The following is a 15202-nucleotide window of genomic DNA, read 5'->3' as shown; positions in this document are numbered from 1 at the left end:
TCACGGGGAGAAGGGTTCGGGGGATTACCGGTGAAGCCTTCCCACCGTCCTCGGGTGGGCAATCCCGGCGCTTTGTTAACTACTAGGGCGTAGCCGAACCGGCAAGCACAGGACCCGGACAAAGAAAAGACCCCGCCCTTGTCGGGCGGGGCCTGTTCCGCGTGTCGTGGTCAGCGCTCCGAGGGCGTGTCCGAGGACCAGACCTGCCAGGGCTGGCGGGCCACCCATTCCTCCACCGGAGGCGGTTCGAGGGCCAGGACCTCCGTCGACACGCCGTCGTCGTCCGCCATCAGGAGCGGATCGGCGCCGCTCGCCATGAAGTGGTAGATCCCGGCCACCCCGGCCGCCGTATCCGGGCCGAGCAGCCGGGCGAGGCTCCGTTCGAAAGCGGCCGGATCCAGCTCCTCGTACCGCACCGCCCGGCCGAGCCCCCGGCCGAACGCCGCCGCGAGCTCGCCGCCCGTCAGGGAGCGTTCGCCGCCGATGTCGAACGTCCGGCCCTCCAGGTCCTCCCGGGTGAGCGCCGCGAGCGCCGCCTCCGCCAGGCCCCGGTGCGACAGCCACGCGGTCCGCGCGGCCGCAGGCAGCGGATAGGCGAGCACGCCGTCGTCGACCAGGGCCGGCCCGTTCCACGGCGAGAACAGGTTGTCCAGGTACACCGGCGGCCGGATCACCACCAGCGGCACCCCGCTGTCCCGCAGCACCCGCTCCGCGAGCCGGCGCGTCTCGAAGGCGGCGACGTCCGTCGGACCCAGCGGGATCCGGGTGTTGGCGTTGAAGACCAGACGCTCCGTGCCCGCCTCGAGGGCCGCCCCCGCGACGTTCCGCGCGTACGCCTCCACCCGCTCGCTCTCGTACACCAGCGGCATCGACATGAACGCGTGCGTCGTCCCCTCGAAGAGCTGCCGCACGTCGTCCGGCCGGCCCAGATCACCGGCGACGAAGGAGGCCCCCGGCAGCGGCGGCCGGTCCGCCGGCAGCCGCCGCGTCAGCGTGTGGACCCGGTGGTGCCGCTCGGCGAGCAGGCGGGCCACCGCACCCCCCTGGAACCCCGTCGCGCCCACGACCGCCACCCGCATCGGAATCTCACTGGACATGTGTGTCTGAGGCCCTTCGATAGACTTTCCCGGCTGTGGTGTCGGCGTCTCTCCAGGCTCGCCGCCACGGCTTCGGCCGTTCAATTAACAAACCGGGGCGGAAGTTGAAGGATCGTCCATGGCAATCGTGGGAACCGACCGTCACGCACAGCAGCCCGAGCTGGAAGAGCAGGACGACCTGCTGAGCGAACTGCTCAAACCCCTCCGGCTCACCGGAGTCTTCGACAGCCGCTGGCACGTCCGCGCTCCCTGGGCCATCGAGGGCGACGCCGAACGCAGCTGCGCCGTCCTCCACTACGTCGTCGAGGGCGACTGCTGGATCACCACCGAGGCCGAGGCCCCGGTCGAACTGCACGCGGGCGACCTCGTCGTCTTCCCGACCGGCACCGCGCACCGCCTCTCCGACCGGCCCGACCGCCAGGGCCTCCCGCTCAAGGCCGTCCTGCCCGAGCGGCATCCCGGCACCTCCGGCGAGATCGTCATCGAGGGCAGCGGCCCCGAGAGCCGGCTGCTCTGCGCCGGACTGCACTACGACGCCAGCGCCGCCACCGGCCTCTACACCTCGCTGCCCTGGGCACTCGTCCTCGACGGACCCCAGGTCGCCCGCGAGCCGCTGCTCCGCGACACCCTGCGGCTGCTCGCCGCCCCGGACCGGCCCGTCGGCCCCGGCGACCGGCTCATCACCCTGCGCGCCTTCGAGATGGCCCTGGTCCTGGCGCTCCGGCCGCTGCTCCGCGAACTCGCCGGAAACCCGGCCTCGCTGCCGCTGCTGAGGCATCCCGGGATCAGCCGGGCCGTCGTCATGATGGCCACCCGGTTCGCCGAACCCTGGACCATCGACTCCCTCGCCCGGGAGGTCGGCATGTCCCGCTCCGCGTTCACCGCCTCCTTCCGCGACCTGGTCGGCGAGTCACCGGCCCGGTACCTCGCCGCCCGCCGCATGCAGGAGGCCGGCCGGCTCCTCACCGAGACGTCCCTGCCGCAGTCGGCCGTGCCCGCCCGCGTCGGCTACCAGAGCGCCGTCGGCTTCCACCTCGCCTTCCGCAAATGGTTCGGGGTGACCCCGGGGGAGTACCGCTCGGGAGCCGACCGGGCCGCCTGAGGGGCGGCGGACCGGACCTCCGGAACGGCCGGCGGACGGCCGTCCGGCGGCACCCTCCGGGCGTCCCCGCCGTCCCGGATCCACCGACCTGACATCTTCGGGACTCCCTGGCCGGTTCTTAAGGACCCCTGGACGGAAGCTCATTGTCCGGACGGGTCGCCCCGGACAGGCTCGGGACCGGCACAGCCGTGACACCCGAGGAGAGGCGATACACCGGTGACGAGGTCCGGGCAGGAGTATCTGGAGGGGCTGCGCGACGGGCGCGAGATCTGGCTCGACGGGGAGCGGGTCGAGGACGTCACCGCCCACCCCGCCTTCCGGTCCACCGCCGCCTCCTTCGCCGGGCTCTACGACCTCGCCGACGACCCCGTCCACCACCCCGTCCTCGTCCAGGGCGGGGTGCGCCGCGCGTACGCCGTGCCCCGCTCGTACGAGGACCTCGTCGCCCGCCGGCGCGCCTTCCGCACCACGGCCCGGGCCGGCTTCGGCTTCCTCGGCCGCACCCCCGACTACATGGCCGCCGGCGCGGCCGGATTCGCCGCCGCGCCCGCCGTCTTCACCGGCGGGACCTTCGACGGCGCCGAGCACGCCCTCGCCTTCCACCGCCGGCTCGCCGAGGGCGATCTGCACTGCGCGTTCACCCTCGGCAACCCGCCCCCCGGGCACGGCGGGGAGGACCTCACCCTGCGGGTCGTGGCGGAACGGGACGGCGGGATCGTCGTCAGCGGAGCCAAGACCGTCGGCACGGGCGCCGTCTTCGCCGACGAGATCCTCGTCGGCACCATCGAGCCGCTCCCCGCCGACGACCTCGCGCACGCCCTGACCTTCGCCGTACGGCCCGACACCCCCGGCCTCAGGCTGATCTCCCGCACCTCCTACGAGGAACGCTCCCGGTCCGTCTTCGACCACCCGCTGTCCTCCCGGTACGACGAGAACGACGCGATGCTGGTCTGCGAGGACGTCTTCGTGCCCTGGGAACGGGTCCTCACCCACCGCGACCCGGCCACCACCGGCGCCGTCTGGTGGCGGACCCCCGCCTACCTCAACCTGGTCCACCAGTCCGCGACCCGCTTCTGGACCAAGCTGGAGTTCCTCACCGGACTCGCGATCCTCATCACCCGCTCGAACGGCACCGAGAACCTCCCGCCCGTCACCCAGGCCGTCGGCCGGCTCCTCGGCATGGTCGCCCAGGCCAAGGCCTTCGTGCTCGCCGCCGAGGCCTCGTACGAGGAGGTCGACGGCGGGCGCGGCGGCGTCCGCCCCGGGCAGGACATCTCCTTCGCCCAGCGGATCATGGCCGGCGAGCTCTACCCGCGGGCCGTCCAGGACATCAGGCTCCTCGCGGGCGGCGCCCTCGTCCAGCTGCCCGCCAGCGGCCACGACCTCCTCCACCCCGAACTCGGGCCCCTGGTCCGCCGCTACTTCGGCACCACCGGCCACCCCGCCGAGGACCGCGTCAAACTCCTCAAACTCGCCTGGGACGCCCTCGGTTCCGAGTTCGCGGGACGCCACGAACAGTACGAGCGCCTCTACCACGGCGCCCCGCACGTCTACCTGACCATGCAGACCTGGGCCGGCGCCGCCGACGACTGCGAGAACCTCGCCCAGGCCTGTCTCGACGGCTACGGCCTCGGGACGACCCGGTGACGACGGCACCGGCACCACGGCGCGGAGCACTCGCCCTGCTCGCCGCCACCCAACTGCTGCTCATCATGGACACCGCGATCGTCAACGTGGCGCTGCCGTCCGTCGGCGAGGACCTCACCGCCGGCTCCGCCGACCTCTCCTGGGTCGCCAACGCCTACCTCATCACCTTCGGCGGACTCCTCCTCCTCGGCGGCCGGATCGCCGACCTCCTCGGCCACCGGCGGGTCTTCCTCGGCGGCCTCGGCCTGCTCGCCGTCGCCTCCGCCGCCGGTGGTCTCGCCCCCGGCGCCGACGCCCTCGTCGCGGCCCGCGCCGCCCAGGGCGTCGGCGCCGCGATCGCCGCGGCCGCCGCCTTCGCCCTGCTCCTCCTGCTCTTCCCCGACGGGCCCGCCCGGCACCGGGCGCTCGGCGCGTTCGCCGCGATGGGCGGCCTCGGCGGGGTCCTCGGCACGGTCCTCGGAGGCGTCGTCACCGACCTGCTCGGCTGGCGCTCCACGTTCTGGCTGAACGTGCTGTTCGCGGCCGCCCTCGCCGCCCTCGCCCCCCTGGTCCTCGACCGCCGCACCGGCCCCGCCCGGCACGGCGGCTTCGACCTCGCCGGGGCGCTCACCGCCACCGCCGGACTCGGCCTCGTCGCCTACGCGCTGGTCGGCGCGGCCGACGCCGGATGGCTGTCCGCCCGCACCCTCGGCGCCGGAGCGGCCGGCCTCGCGCTGCTGCTCGCCTTCACCGCCGTCGAGGCCCGGGCCGCCGCGCCGCTCGTCCCGCCCTCCGTCCTGACCCGGCCCGCGCTCCGGCTGTCCAACACCCTGGCCGCGCTCGCCCAGACGACCCTGTTCCCGATGTTCTTCCTGGTCAGCCTCTACCTCCAGAACGTCCTCGGCCACCCGCCCCTGGGCGGCGGCCTCGGCCTGCTGCCGCTGTCGCTCGTCGTCGTCGCGGTCGCCCCGCAGACCGGCCGGCTCATCTTCCGGATCGGCCTGCACCGGACGATGACCCTGGGATTCGTCCTGCTGTGCGCGGGGACCCTGTGGCTCGCCCTGGCCCTCACCCCCGACGGCGGCTTCGCGAGCACCGTCCTCGCCCCGAGCCTGCTCCTGGGCGCCGCCCTGCCGCTCGTCACGGTCACCACGAACGTGGCGGCCACGGCGGAGGTCACGGCCGAGGAGACCGGACTCGCCTCCGGACTCGTCAACACCAGCCAGCAGTTCGGCTCCGTCCTCGGCCTCGCCGTCCTGGTGGCCGTCGCCACCAGCCGTACGGAGGCCGTCGACGCGGCCCGCGCGGCCGCCGAGACCTCCGGATACCGCGCCGCCCTGCTCACCGGCGCCGCCTTCGCCGCCGCGGCCGCACTCCTCTCCGTACGCCTCCACCCGCCCGGGCGGACCCCGGAACCGTCCCCCGGGCACCGCGTCCCGGACCGCCGCTGACCCGCCCCCCACCAGAAACACTGCCCACGACCACCGGCCAGTGAGCCGTGCCTCTTCGGCGAACCGAGCCCCGGAAAGAGGAGCCCCCGTGCTGTTGGGCGATCCGCGTCACCGCACCGAGGACATACGCGCCGCCGACCCGCTCGGCGCCGACGGACTGCTCGCCGCCGTACCCGCGATGAACGCCGACGCCGACGTCGCCGCGCTCACCGTCGCGCTGCGCGCCCTCGTGCCGGACATCGACCGGGCCGCCCAGTGGAGCGTCGGCCACGCGCTCGCCGCCATGCGGGACCTCGGCATCCTCCTGGGCTCGCTGAAACGGCACGGAGTACAGCCCCTCGCCGCCGTGCCCGAGGCGCTGCCCGTCCTCGAACTCCTCGGCCGCCGCACCGACATGGTGCCGAGGGACACCGTCCACCACTACACGACCTGGAACCCGACCGGCCCCCGCCGCCGCTCCTACACCGGCCATCCGACGGAGGCCCGGCTCCAGGACGCGGTACGGATGGTCTTCCCCGGCCTCGTCGCCGCCGTCGACGACTGCGCCCGCGTCGCCCGCCTCGAACCGTACGACCCGGGCTTCGCCACCGCCCTCGACCGGGTGGCCCGGCACGTGCGGGCGATGGTCGACTCCATCGACCTCACGGTGGCGCAGGTGTCCCCGGAGTACTTCGCGGTCACCCTGCGCCCCTACTTCGAGGAGGTCGAGGTCGACGGCCGGGACTACCTCGGCCCCGCCGCCGCGCAGGTGCCGCTCTGGCTGGTCGATCTGACGCTGTGGCAGTGCGACCGCTCCGACTCCGCCTACGAGGCCTTCCTCGCGGAGTCCGTGCCCTACGCGCTGCCCGCCTGGCGCGCCTTCCACACCCGGCACCGGGGCGGGGTCTCGGCCGTGAGCAAGCTGTCGGCCGCCGTCAGCTGGGAGGGCGCGGACCGGCTCCCGCCCTCGCTGACCGCGTCGGCGGAGGCACTCGGCCGGGTGCTGCGCCTCCTGAAGACCTTCCGAGCCCGGCACCTCGGCATCGCCCGCAAGGCGTACAGCGAGGAGACCCGGCTGTACGAGGAGGGCAGCGGCGGGGCCCCGGTCGCGCTGCTGCGCTCCATCCTGGATCTGACCAGGGAGAACGAGACCATGGTGCGCCGCGCGACCGTGCGGCGCCGTCCCGCAGGGGCCCCCGTCGGGCCGTCGGCCGCGTAGCGGCGCCGAAGGAGCAGTCGTCATGTCCCCCCACACCACCCCCTCCGCCTTCCTCCCCGTCCACCGCCGCCGGCCGGCGCCGGACTACGGGCAGAGCCCGCACATCGTGATCGCCGGCGGCGGCGTCGCCGGCCTCACCACCGCCCTCTCCCTGCACGCCGCCGGCTTCGAGCGGGTGACGGTCGTGGAGACCGCGCCCGCGATCCGCCCGGTCGGCGCCGGGCTCAACCTCATGCCGAACGCCGTCCGCGAACTCGACGCGCTCGGCCTGCTCGACGCCCTGGAGGCGGGCGCCCTGCGCACCCGCGAACTGCGCTACTACCACCGCTCCGGCGGGCTGATATCCCGGGAGCCGCGCGGCCTCGGCGCGGGCTACCTCTGGCCGCAGCTGTCGGTCCACCGCGGTCATCTCCAGCAGGTGCTCGCCGGCGCGGTACGGGCCAGGCTCGGCCCCGCCGCCCTGGTCACCGGGGTCCGGGTGAGCGGCGTGGAGCCGACATCGGACGGGCGGCCCCGGCTGCGGCTCGAGCACCGGGCCGGCGCGGTGCACGGCCGGGCCTCCCTCGAACCGGACGTGCTCGTCGGCGCGGACGGCATCCGCTCGACCGTGCGGGCGGCCCTGCACCCGGGGGAGGGCGGGCCGCCGTGGAACGGGATGCTGGTGTGGCGGGGCGTGTCCCGGATGCCGGCCAGGGCGGTGGGCTCCTTCATGCTCATCGCCGGCGACGACCGGCAGAAGGCCGTCGTCTACCCGATGGGACGGCCGACCGGACCCGACCGGGAGGTCCTGGTGAACTGGGCGCTGGCCCGCCCGGCCGAGCGCACCTGCGGGGCGGGAACGGCCGCCGGGGAGGAGCGGCTCCTCGGCGACTGGAACCGGTCCGTCCCCGTCGAGACGTTCCTCCCGTACTACGAGGGCTGGGAGTTCGACGGCGTCAGCGTCCCCGACATCCTGCGTGCCGCCGACTCCGCGTACGAATACCCGATGGTCGACCGCGAGCCGCTCGACCGGTGGACCCACGGCCGCACCACCCTCATCGGCGACGCCGCCCACGCCATGTACCCGATCGGCTCCAACGGGGCGAGCCAGTCCGTCGTCGACGCGCGCGCCCTCGCCCACGCCCTCGCCCGGCACACCGACCCCGAGGACGGTCTCGCCGCCTACGAGCGGGACCGCAGGCCCGTCACCACCGCGCTCCAGAAGGCCAACCGCGCACAGGGCCCCGAGGTCGTCATCGACCTCGCGCACGCGCGCGCCCCGCACGGCTTCACCGACATCCACGACGTCATCCCCGCCGAGGAACTCGCCGCCATCGCCCGCCGGTACGCCGCCACCGGGGCCTTCGACCCGGCGACCGTGAACCAGGGCTCCCCGTACGAGGTCCCCCTCCCGGCCATCGGCTGACACGCGCCCCACCGCTCCCCGTGCGCCGTCGCACGGCGGGAGGGGTGTGCCCTAAGGTCTGAGCGGAACGACGGACGCACAGCGTGGTGCGTCCACTCCGCTCCGTACTCGCCTGCGAAGGTGGAACGCGTGAAGGCAATCCGTCGATTCACCGTGCGTCCCGTCCTCCCCGACACCCTTCGACCCCTCGCCGACCTCGCGCACAACCTGCGCTGGTCCTGGCACGAACCCACCCGCGCCCTCTTCGAATCGCTCGAACCCCCCGGCCCTTCGACGCCGGCCGGCGGCACCGACCCCGTCCGGATCCTCGGCGCCCTCGAAGCCCCCCGGCTCGCCGCGCTCGCCGCCGACCAGGACTTCCTGGCCCGGCTCCGGGCCGCCGCAGAGGACCTCGACACCTATCTGCACGCCCCCCGCTGGTACCAGCGGGCCACCGAGCGGACCGCCGACGCGCCCGCCGCCCTCGCCTACTTCTCGCCCGAGTTCGGCGTCACCGCCGCCCTGCCCCAGTACTCCGGCGGCCTCGGCATCCTCGCCGGCGACCACCTCAAGTCCGCCAGCGACCTCGGCGTCCCGCTCGTCGGCGTCGGACTGCTCTACCGGTACGGCTACTTCCGCCAGTCCCTCGGCCGGGACGGCTGGCAGCAGGAGCAGTACCCCGTCCTCGACCCCGGCGAACTGCCGGTCACCCTGCTCCGCGAGGCCGACGGCGCCCCCGCCCGGATCACCCTCGCCCTGCCCGGCGGGCGCAGTCTGCACGCCCACCTCTGGATCGCGCAGGTCGGCCGCGTCCCCCTCCTGATGCTCGACTCCGACGTCGAGGAGAACGCCCCCGGCGAACGGAGCGTCACCGACCGGCTGTACGGCGGCGGCAGCGAGCACCGCCTCCTCCAGGAGATGCTGCTCGGCATCGGCGGCGTCCGCGCCGTCCGTACGTACACCCGGCTCACCGGCACGCCCGCGCCCGAGGTCTTCCACACCAACGAGGGCCACGCCGGCTTCCTCGGCCTCGAACGCATCCGCGAACTCCAGGGCGAGGGGCTCGACTTCGACAGCGCCCTGGAGACCGTCCGCGCCGGGACCGTGTTCACCACCCACACGCCCGTCCCGGCCGGCATCGACCGCTTCGACCGCACCCTGGTCGCCCGCCACCTCGGCGAGGACGGCGCGCTCCCCGGCGTCGACACCGGGAAGGTCCTCGCCCTCGGCGACGAGACCCCGCTCGGCGGCGAGCCCGGCGTCTTCAACATGGCCGCCATGGGCCTGCGCCTGGCCCAGCGCGCCAACGGCGTCTCCACCCTCCACGGGGCCGTCAGCCGGGCCATGTTCGCCGGGCTCTGGCCGGGCTTCGACGCCGACGAGGTGCCGATCACCTCCATCACCAACGGCGTCCACGCCCCCACCTGGGTCGCCCCCGAGGTCGGCCGGCTCGGCCCCGACCCGTCCGACCGGGAGCTGTGGGACCTCCGCCGCACCCTGCGCGAACGGCTCGTGACCGACGTACGCGAGCGGCTGCGGGCGTCCTGGCGGCAGCGCGGGGCGGCAGCCGCCGAACTCGGCTGGACCGACTCAGTCCTCGACCCCGACGTCCTCACCATCGGCTTCGCCCGCCGGGTCCCCTCGTACAAGCGGCTCACCCTCATGCTCCGGGACAAGGACCGGCTGCGGGCGCTGCTCCTGCACCCCGAGCGGCCGGTGCAGCTCGTCGTGGCGGGCAAGGCCCACCCCGCCGACGACGGCGGGAAGCGGCTCGTGCAGGAACTCGTCCGGTTCGCCGACGACCCCCGGGTGCGGCACCGGATCGTCTTCCTGCCCGACTACGGCATGGCGATGGCCCGCGGCCTCTACCCCGGCTGCGACGTCTGGCTCAACAACCCCCTGCGCCCCCTGGAGGCCTGCGGCACCAGCGGCATGAAGGCCGCGCTCAACGGCTGCCTCAACCTCTCCGTCCTCGACGGCTGGTGGGACGAGTGGTTCGAGCCGGACTTCGGCTGGGCCATCCCCACCGCCGACGGGGCCGCCGCCGCGGACGAGGACCGCCGCGACGACCTGGAGGCCGCCGCCCTCTACGAGCTGATCGAACGCCGGGTGGCCCCCCGCTTCTACGACCGGGGCCCCGACGGCGTCCCGGCCGGCTGGACGGCGATGGTCCGCCGCACCCTCACCGACCTCGGCCCGAAGGTGCTCGCCGACCGCATGGTCCGCGAGTACGTCGAGCGGCTCTACGTCCCCGCCGCGGCCGCCCGCAGGGCGCTCGCCCCGGACCGGGCGCGGGACCTCGCCGCTTGGAAGGCCCGGGTCCGGGAAGCCTGGCCCAAGGTGACCGTCGACCGCGTCGAGGTCGGCGACGACCTCGCGGACGACCTCGCCGACGCGGAGCTCGGCGCGACACCGGTCGTCCGGGTCCGGGTCGCCCTCGGTTCCCTCGCCCCCGACGACGTCGAGGTGCAGGCCGTCACCGGCCGGGTCGACGCCGACGACACCCTCGCCGACACCCGTACCGTCCCGCTGAAGCCGGCGGGCGGCCCGGACCTGGAGGGCCGCCAGCCGTACGCGGGCACCCTGGCGCTCGACCGCACGGGCTCCTTCGGCTGCACGGTCCGCGTCCGCCCCTCCCACCCGCTCCTCGCCCATCCGGGGGAACTGGGCCTGGTGGCCCTGCCGGAGGAGACGACGGGGGAGGGGGCGGGGGTGCTGCTCCGGTAGCAGCGCGCCCGCGCCCCGGCCCGGGCACCTGGCCCTGGGGCACCCGGCCCTGGGGCACCCGGCACCCGGGCACCCGGCCACGGGGCGCTCGGCGCCTAGGGCACCTCGGCCTTGTCGGCGAGGTGCCCGGCGACGAAGCACAGCCGGTACACCGGCACGGCGGCCAGCATCGTCGAGCGGTAGTACCGGCACTCGTCCATCCCCGGCGGCTCCGGCGGAGCCACCTGCGGCGCGGCGTCCAGCGGATGCTCGGGCCAGTCGTCGACGGTCTCGTCGAGCTGCGCGGGCGTCTGACCGATCCGGATCCTCGCGTAGTCGTCCGGCTCCAGGTACGACTGGGCCTGCGTCCACGCGGCGACCCCCAGCATCAGCGCGCCGAGCGCGGCGAGGAGCGCGAGCGGGATCCAGATCGCCCGCGCGAGGCCCTTGCGGACCTCGCGGCGCGCCAGGTCCAGTTCCCTGGCCGAGGTGGGGGCGGCGGGCAGCGGCGCGGGGGCCTTGCGGGGCAGCACGGCGGTCAGGGCGAAGCCGCCGTCCTCGGTGGCGCGGTGGGCGAGGGTGCCGCCGGCGAGGCGGACGCGCTCGCCGAGACCGACGAGGCCGGTGCCGCCGGAGCCGGACCCGAGGGAGGGCCCGCCGGTGCCGCGACCGCTCACCACCTCGACCCGTACCGTCGCGGCCTCGTCGTCCGCCGGGGTGACGGCGATGGAGACCGCCGCGCCGGGCGCGTGCTTGGCCGCGTTGGTGAGGCCCTCCTGCACGACCCGGTGCAGGGCGAGCCCCGACATCCCCGGCAGCGTGGGCACCGGGGTCGTGGTGAGGGTGACCGTGAGCCCCGACGCGCGGGCGCGGGCCGCAAGTTCCTCGACCGTCTCGCCGGCCGGGCTCGTCGGCGCCGCGTCGTCCTCCTCGCGCAGGACGCCGATGATGTCCCGCAGCCGGGCCGTCGCGTCCGCCGCCGCGCGGCGCAGCTCGCCCACCGCCCGCTGCTGGTCGGGGCCGAGGTCGGGGGAGACCTCCAGGGCGCCGGCGCGGATCGCGATCAGGGCCAGGTCGTGGCCGAGCGAGTCGTGCATGTCGCCCGCGATCCGGGACCGCTCCCGCAGCCGCTCCCGGTCGGCGACCGCCGCCTGCTCGCGCTCCATCCGGTCCGCCAGCTGCCAGCCGCTCTGCACGAGGCGGTCGTACTGGCGCACGTACCGGCCGATCAGCCAGGGCGCGACGACGGCGAGGGCGAGCGCGAGGAGCAGGGTGAACCACTGGCCGAGCGAGGTACGGGTGACCCAGGTGAGGGCGAGACCCGTGGCCGCGATCGCGCCGAACAGCCAGAGCGCCGCCCGGGTGTGCTCCTGGCGCCGCCCGGCGAGGTAGCCGAAGGCGACCAGGGCCAGGCTGTAGGAGGGGGTGAACAGCTCAAGGGTGGCCGGCAGGCTCGCCGCGACCGTGGCCGCGAGCGACACCAGCGGCCACCTCCGGCTGACCGCGACGCAGCCCGCCAGCACCACCACGCCCACGGCGACCCGGGTCCAGCTGCCGCCGTCGTTCGGGTCCGACTTCAGCAGGACGGGCACGCAGAGCAGCAGCCACAGGAGGAGGTCGAAGAGGCGCTCGCGGAGGGGCTCGTGCGGTGCCTCACGCATCGGTCACCAGGCCCGCCTCGTACGCGAGGACCGCGAGCTGGACCCGGTTGCGCAGGCCGAGCCGGCCGAGGACGGCGCTCACATGGGCCTTGACGGTGCCCTCGACGACGTACATGCGGTCCGCGATCTCCTGGTTGGAGAGCCCGGCGCCGAGCAGGGCGACGACCTCCCTTTCCCGGCCGGTGAGCCGGTCGAGGCGGGCGCGCGCCGCGGCCGCGCGGGTGAGGCGCTCGCCGCCGAGGGTGTCGATGACCCGGCGGGCGACGGTGGGGGAGAGGGCGGCGCCGCCGCCGGCCACGGCCCTGACCCCGGCGATCAGTTCGCGCGGGTCTCCGGACTTGAGCAGGAAGCCGCTGACGCCGCTGCCGAGGGCCCGTGCGATGTACGCGTCCTCGGAGAAGGTGGTGAGCATGACGACGGCCGCGTCCGGGACGGCCCCGCGCAGCTCCTCGGCCGCGCCGAGTCCGTCGAGCCGGGGCATCCGGATGTCGAGGAGGACGACGTCGGGGCGGTGCTCGCGGGCGAGCTCGACGGCCTCGTGGCCGTCGCCGGCCTCGGCGACCACCTCGATCCCGGGGTCGGTGGCGAGGATGGCCCGCACCCCGGCCCTGATCATCGTCTCGTCGTCGGCCAGCAGCACCTTGATCATGGGTCCCAGGGTACGGAGGGCCCGCGCGGCGGCCGGGACGCACGGAAGCCCGGAGGGAAGGATCCCTCCGGGCTTCCGGCACTTGTGACTCGGGTCACTCACTCACCCGCGGGCCCGCTCGCGGGCTTACGGGAAGGTGAGCTTGAAGCTGTTGATGTAGCCGGTGTCGATCGAGGCCTTGTCCTGGACGCGGAGCTTCCAGGCACCGTTGGCGACCTCGGAGGAGGCGTTCACGGTGAAGGTCTGGACGATGTTGTCGGCGCTGCCGCCCGACCGGTTGGACAGGCTGTAGACCGAGCCGTCCGGGGCGACGAGGTCGACGACGAGGTCACCGCGGTAGGTGTGGACGATGTTCACGTCCACCTTGAGGGCGGAGGGCGCGTTGCCCGTGACGCCCGTGACGTTGACCGTCGAGGTCACCGCGGCGCCGTTGTCCGGGATGGACACGTCGGCGGTGTTCTCGAAGACCTTGCCCGGCTGCGGCTCGCCGCCGCCCGGGCGGGAACCGACGGCGATGGCGGCCCAGGCGTTCTCGACCGCGAGCACCTCGGGGCTGCCGGCGCCGTACAGCTCGGTGGCCACCGCGACGGTGCCCGTGCGGGCCCCGGCGTAGTTGGTGTTGGAGCTGAACTTGGTGGTGAGCGCCTTGAACCAGATCAGCGAGGCCTTGTCACGGCCGATGCCGGTGACGGGCAGGCCGTCGGAGGTCGGCGAGTCGTAGTTCACGCCGTTGACGGTCTTGGCGCCGCTGCCCTCGGAGAGCAGGTAGTACCAGTGGTTCGCCGGGCCCGAGGAGTAGTGGACGTCGATGCCGCCGAGGCCCGAGTACCACGCGTCCTTGGACGAGCCGTCCTTGCTCGGCTTGTCCATGTAGCGCAGCGGGGTGCCGTTGCCGCGGATGTCGATCTTCTCGCCGACCAGGTAGTCGCCCGGGTCGTTGGCGTTGTTGGCGTAGAACTCGACCGCCGCGGCGAAGATGTCCGAGGTGGCCTCGTTGAGGCCGCCGGACTCGCCGCTGTAGACCAGGCCGGCGGTGTTGGAGGTGACGCCGTGCGTCATCTCGTGCGCGGCCACGTCGATGGAGGTGAGCGGCTTGGTGTTGCCCGCGCCGTCGCCGTACGTCATGCAGAAGCAGGAGTCCGACCAGAAGGCGTTGACGTACGCGTTGCCGTAGTGGACCCGGGAGTACGCGCCGACGCCGTCACCGCGGATGCCGCTGCGGCCGTGCACGTTCTTGTAGTAGTCCCAGGTGAGCGCGGCGCCGTAGTGCGCGTCGGCGCCCGCCGTCTCCTTGTTCTGCGGCGTGCCGTTGCCCCACACGTCGGTGGTGTTGGTGAACAGCGTGCCGGTGCCGGACGTACCGCCGTTGAGGTTGTACGTCTTGTGGTTGCCGCGGCCGGTGTCGGTCAGCGTGTACGAGGGCGCGGTGCCGAGCGTCACCTGGCCGCTGTACTGCGTGTTGCCGGTGCCGGTCTCGATGGCCTGCCACTCGAAGAGCTTCGCGCCGGTCTTCGCGTCCGTCACGACGTGCAGCTCGTTCGGGGTGCCGTCGTGCTGGAGGCCGCCGACGACGGTCTCGTACGCGAGGACGGGGCTGCCGTTGGCGGCCCAGACGACCTTGCGCGGGGCGCGGTCGGCCTTGGCCTTGTCCGAGCCGTCCGCCTGGGCGAGGCCGACGGCCTGCTTCTCGGCGGCGGCCGGGGCCACGGTGGCGGAGGTGGGGATGTTCTTGAGCTCCGCGCGGGTGGACTTGGTGACACCGGTGGTCGCGCCGGCCTTGGTCTCGGCGACGATCAGGTCGCCGCCCAGGACGGGCAGCCCGGCGTAGGTGCGCTCGTAACGCGTGTGGGTCGTGCCGTCGCGGTCCTGCACGACGTCACGGACGACCAGCTTCTCCTGGGCGCCGAGGCCGAGTTCCTTGGCCGTGGCGGCCTTGTCGGCGTCGGCCGCCTTGATGAGCGCGGTGCGCTCGGCGGGGGTGAGGTCGGCCGGGAGCTTGCCGGGGTTCGCCGAGGTGCCCTGCTGGGCCTTCGGGGCGATGCTCCAGGGGGCGTCCGCCGCGGTGGCGGCACCCGTCTGGACGCTCACGGCGAGCATGGCGGCGGCAGCGATCAGAGCGCCGGTCGCGGTGGCGCGACGGCTGGGCGTGGATCTCACGCAGACTCCTTCTTGCGAGGGGGGTACCGGCGGACTGGGTCGGCCCATCCGGGCGGAGCAAGCAGAGCTGTGGAGCACGTTCGGGTGAAGCGGCGAACTCTGGTGCGAAGAGCCGGGGAGAGAGTGACAGGAATGACGAGGACCTGTCAGGAGCGCGTCGACAAGTTGGCC

General features: G+C 74.3%; 10 protein-coding genes. 6 read left to right on the top strand and 4 right to left on the bottom strand.

The window, feature by feature from the left end:
* Window positions 1-170 precede the first annotated feature (170 nt).
* The gene (locus ACFQ79_RS12450) at window positions 171-1097 is read right to left on the bottom strand and encodes an SDR family oxidoreductase (RefSeq protein WP_383581991.1); all 927 of its coding nucleotides are present in this window, start codon (window positions 1095-1097) and stop codon (window positions 171-173) included.
* Window positions 1098-1215: 118 nt separating this feature from the next.
* Here ACFQ79_RS12450 and ACFQ79_RS12445 point away from each other — a divergent pair, with 118 nt between their 5' ends.
* The 6 genes from ACFQ79_RS12445 to glgP all read left to right on the top strand — a co-directional run bounded on the left by ACFQ79_RS12445 (window position 1216) and on the right by glgP (window position 10585).
* Window positions 1216-2199 carry an AraC family transcriptional regulator gene (locus ACFQ79_RS12445; protein WP_187623177.1) on the top strand — a complete coding sequence of 328 codons (984 nt, stop codon included), beginning with the start codon at window positions 1216-1218 and terminating at the stop codon, window positions 2197-2199.
* A 216-nt stretch (window positions 2200-2415) separates the two neighbouring features.
* Window positions 2416-3846: a 4-hydroxyphenylacetate 3-hydroxylase family protein gene (locus ACFQ79_RS12440; RefSeq protein WP_383581988.1), complete on the top strand. Its 1431-nt coding sequence runs from the start codon at window positions 2416-2418 to the stop codon at window positions 3844-3846.
* The gene (locus tag ACFQ79_RS12435; protein ID WP_383581985.1) at window positions 3843-5276 is read left to right on the top strand and encodes an MFS transporter; all 1434 of its coding nucleotides are present in this window, start codon (window positions 3843-3845) and stop codon (window positions 5274-5276) included. The genes ACFQ79_RS12440 and ACFQ79_RS12435 overlap by 4 nt, the downstream gene beginning before the upstream one ends.
* 91 nt (window positions 5277-5367) lie before the next feature.
* Window positions 5368-6474: a monodechloroaminopyrrolnitrin synthase PrnB family protein gene (locus ACFQ79_RS12430; RefSeq protein WP_383582038.1), complete on the top strand. Its 1107-nt coding sequence runs from the start codon at window positions 5368-5370 to the stop codon at window positions 6472-6474.
* Window positions 6475-6496: 22 nt separating this feature from the next.
* The gene (locus tag ACFQ79_RS12425; RefSeq protein ID WP_383581983.1) at window positions 6497-7879 is read left to right on the top strand and encodes an FAD-dependent monooxygenase; all 1383 of its coding nucleotides are present in this window, start codon (window positions 6497-6499) and stop codon (window positions 7877-7879) included.
* A 129-nt stretch (window positions 7880-8008) separates the two neighbouring features.
* A complete protein-coding gene (gene glgP / locus ACFQ79_RS12420) occupies window positions 8009-10585 on the top strand; it encodes an alpha-glucan family phosphorylase (RefSeq protein WP_383581981.1) in 2577 nt (858 codons plus the stop codon).
* A 95-nt stretch (window positions 10586-10680) separates the two neighbouring features.
* Here glgP and ACFQ79_RS12415 read toward each other — a convergent pair whose 3' ends face one another.
* The 3 genes from ACFQ79_RS12415 to ACFQ79_RS12405 all read right to left on the bottom strand — a co-directional run bounded on the left by ACFQ79_RS12415 (window position 10681) and on the right by ACFQ79_RS12405 (window position 15031).
* The gene (locus ACFQ79_RS12415; RefSeq protein ID WP_383581979.1) at window positions 10681-12225 is read right to left on the bottom strand and encodes a sensor histidine kinase; all 1545 of its coding nucleotides are present in this window, start codon (window positions 12223-12225) and stop codon (window positions 10681-10683) included.
* On the bottom strand, window positions 12218-12874 hold the full coding sequence (locus ACFQ79_RS12410) for a response regulator transcription factor (RefSeq protein ID WP_266969444.1): 657 nt from the start codon (window positions 12872-12874) through the stop codon (window positions 12218-12220). Before ACFQ79_RS12410 ends, ACFQ79_RS12415 begins: the two co-directional genes overlap by 8 nt.
* Window positions 12875-13000: 126 nt before the next feature.
* Entirely contained in the window at window positions 13001-15031 is a 2031-nt protein-coding gene (locus ACFQ79_RS12405) for a M4 family metallopeptidase (RefSeq protein WP_383581977.1), read from the bottom strand.
* Window positions 15032-15202: the final 171 nt, after the last annotated feature.

Source organism: Streptomyces sp. NPDC056480, from assembly GCF_042795405.1.
Lineage (GTDB): Bacteria > Actinomycetota > Actinomycetes > Streptomycetales > Streptomycetaceae > Streptomyces.
Note: the sequence above shows the minus strand (reverse complement) of the source record. Positions and strands in the feature narration are given on the sequence as shown.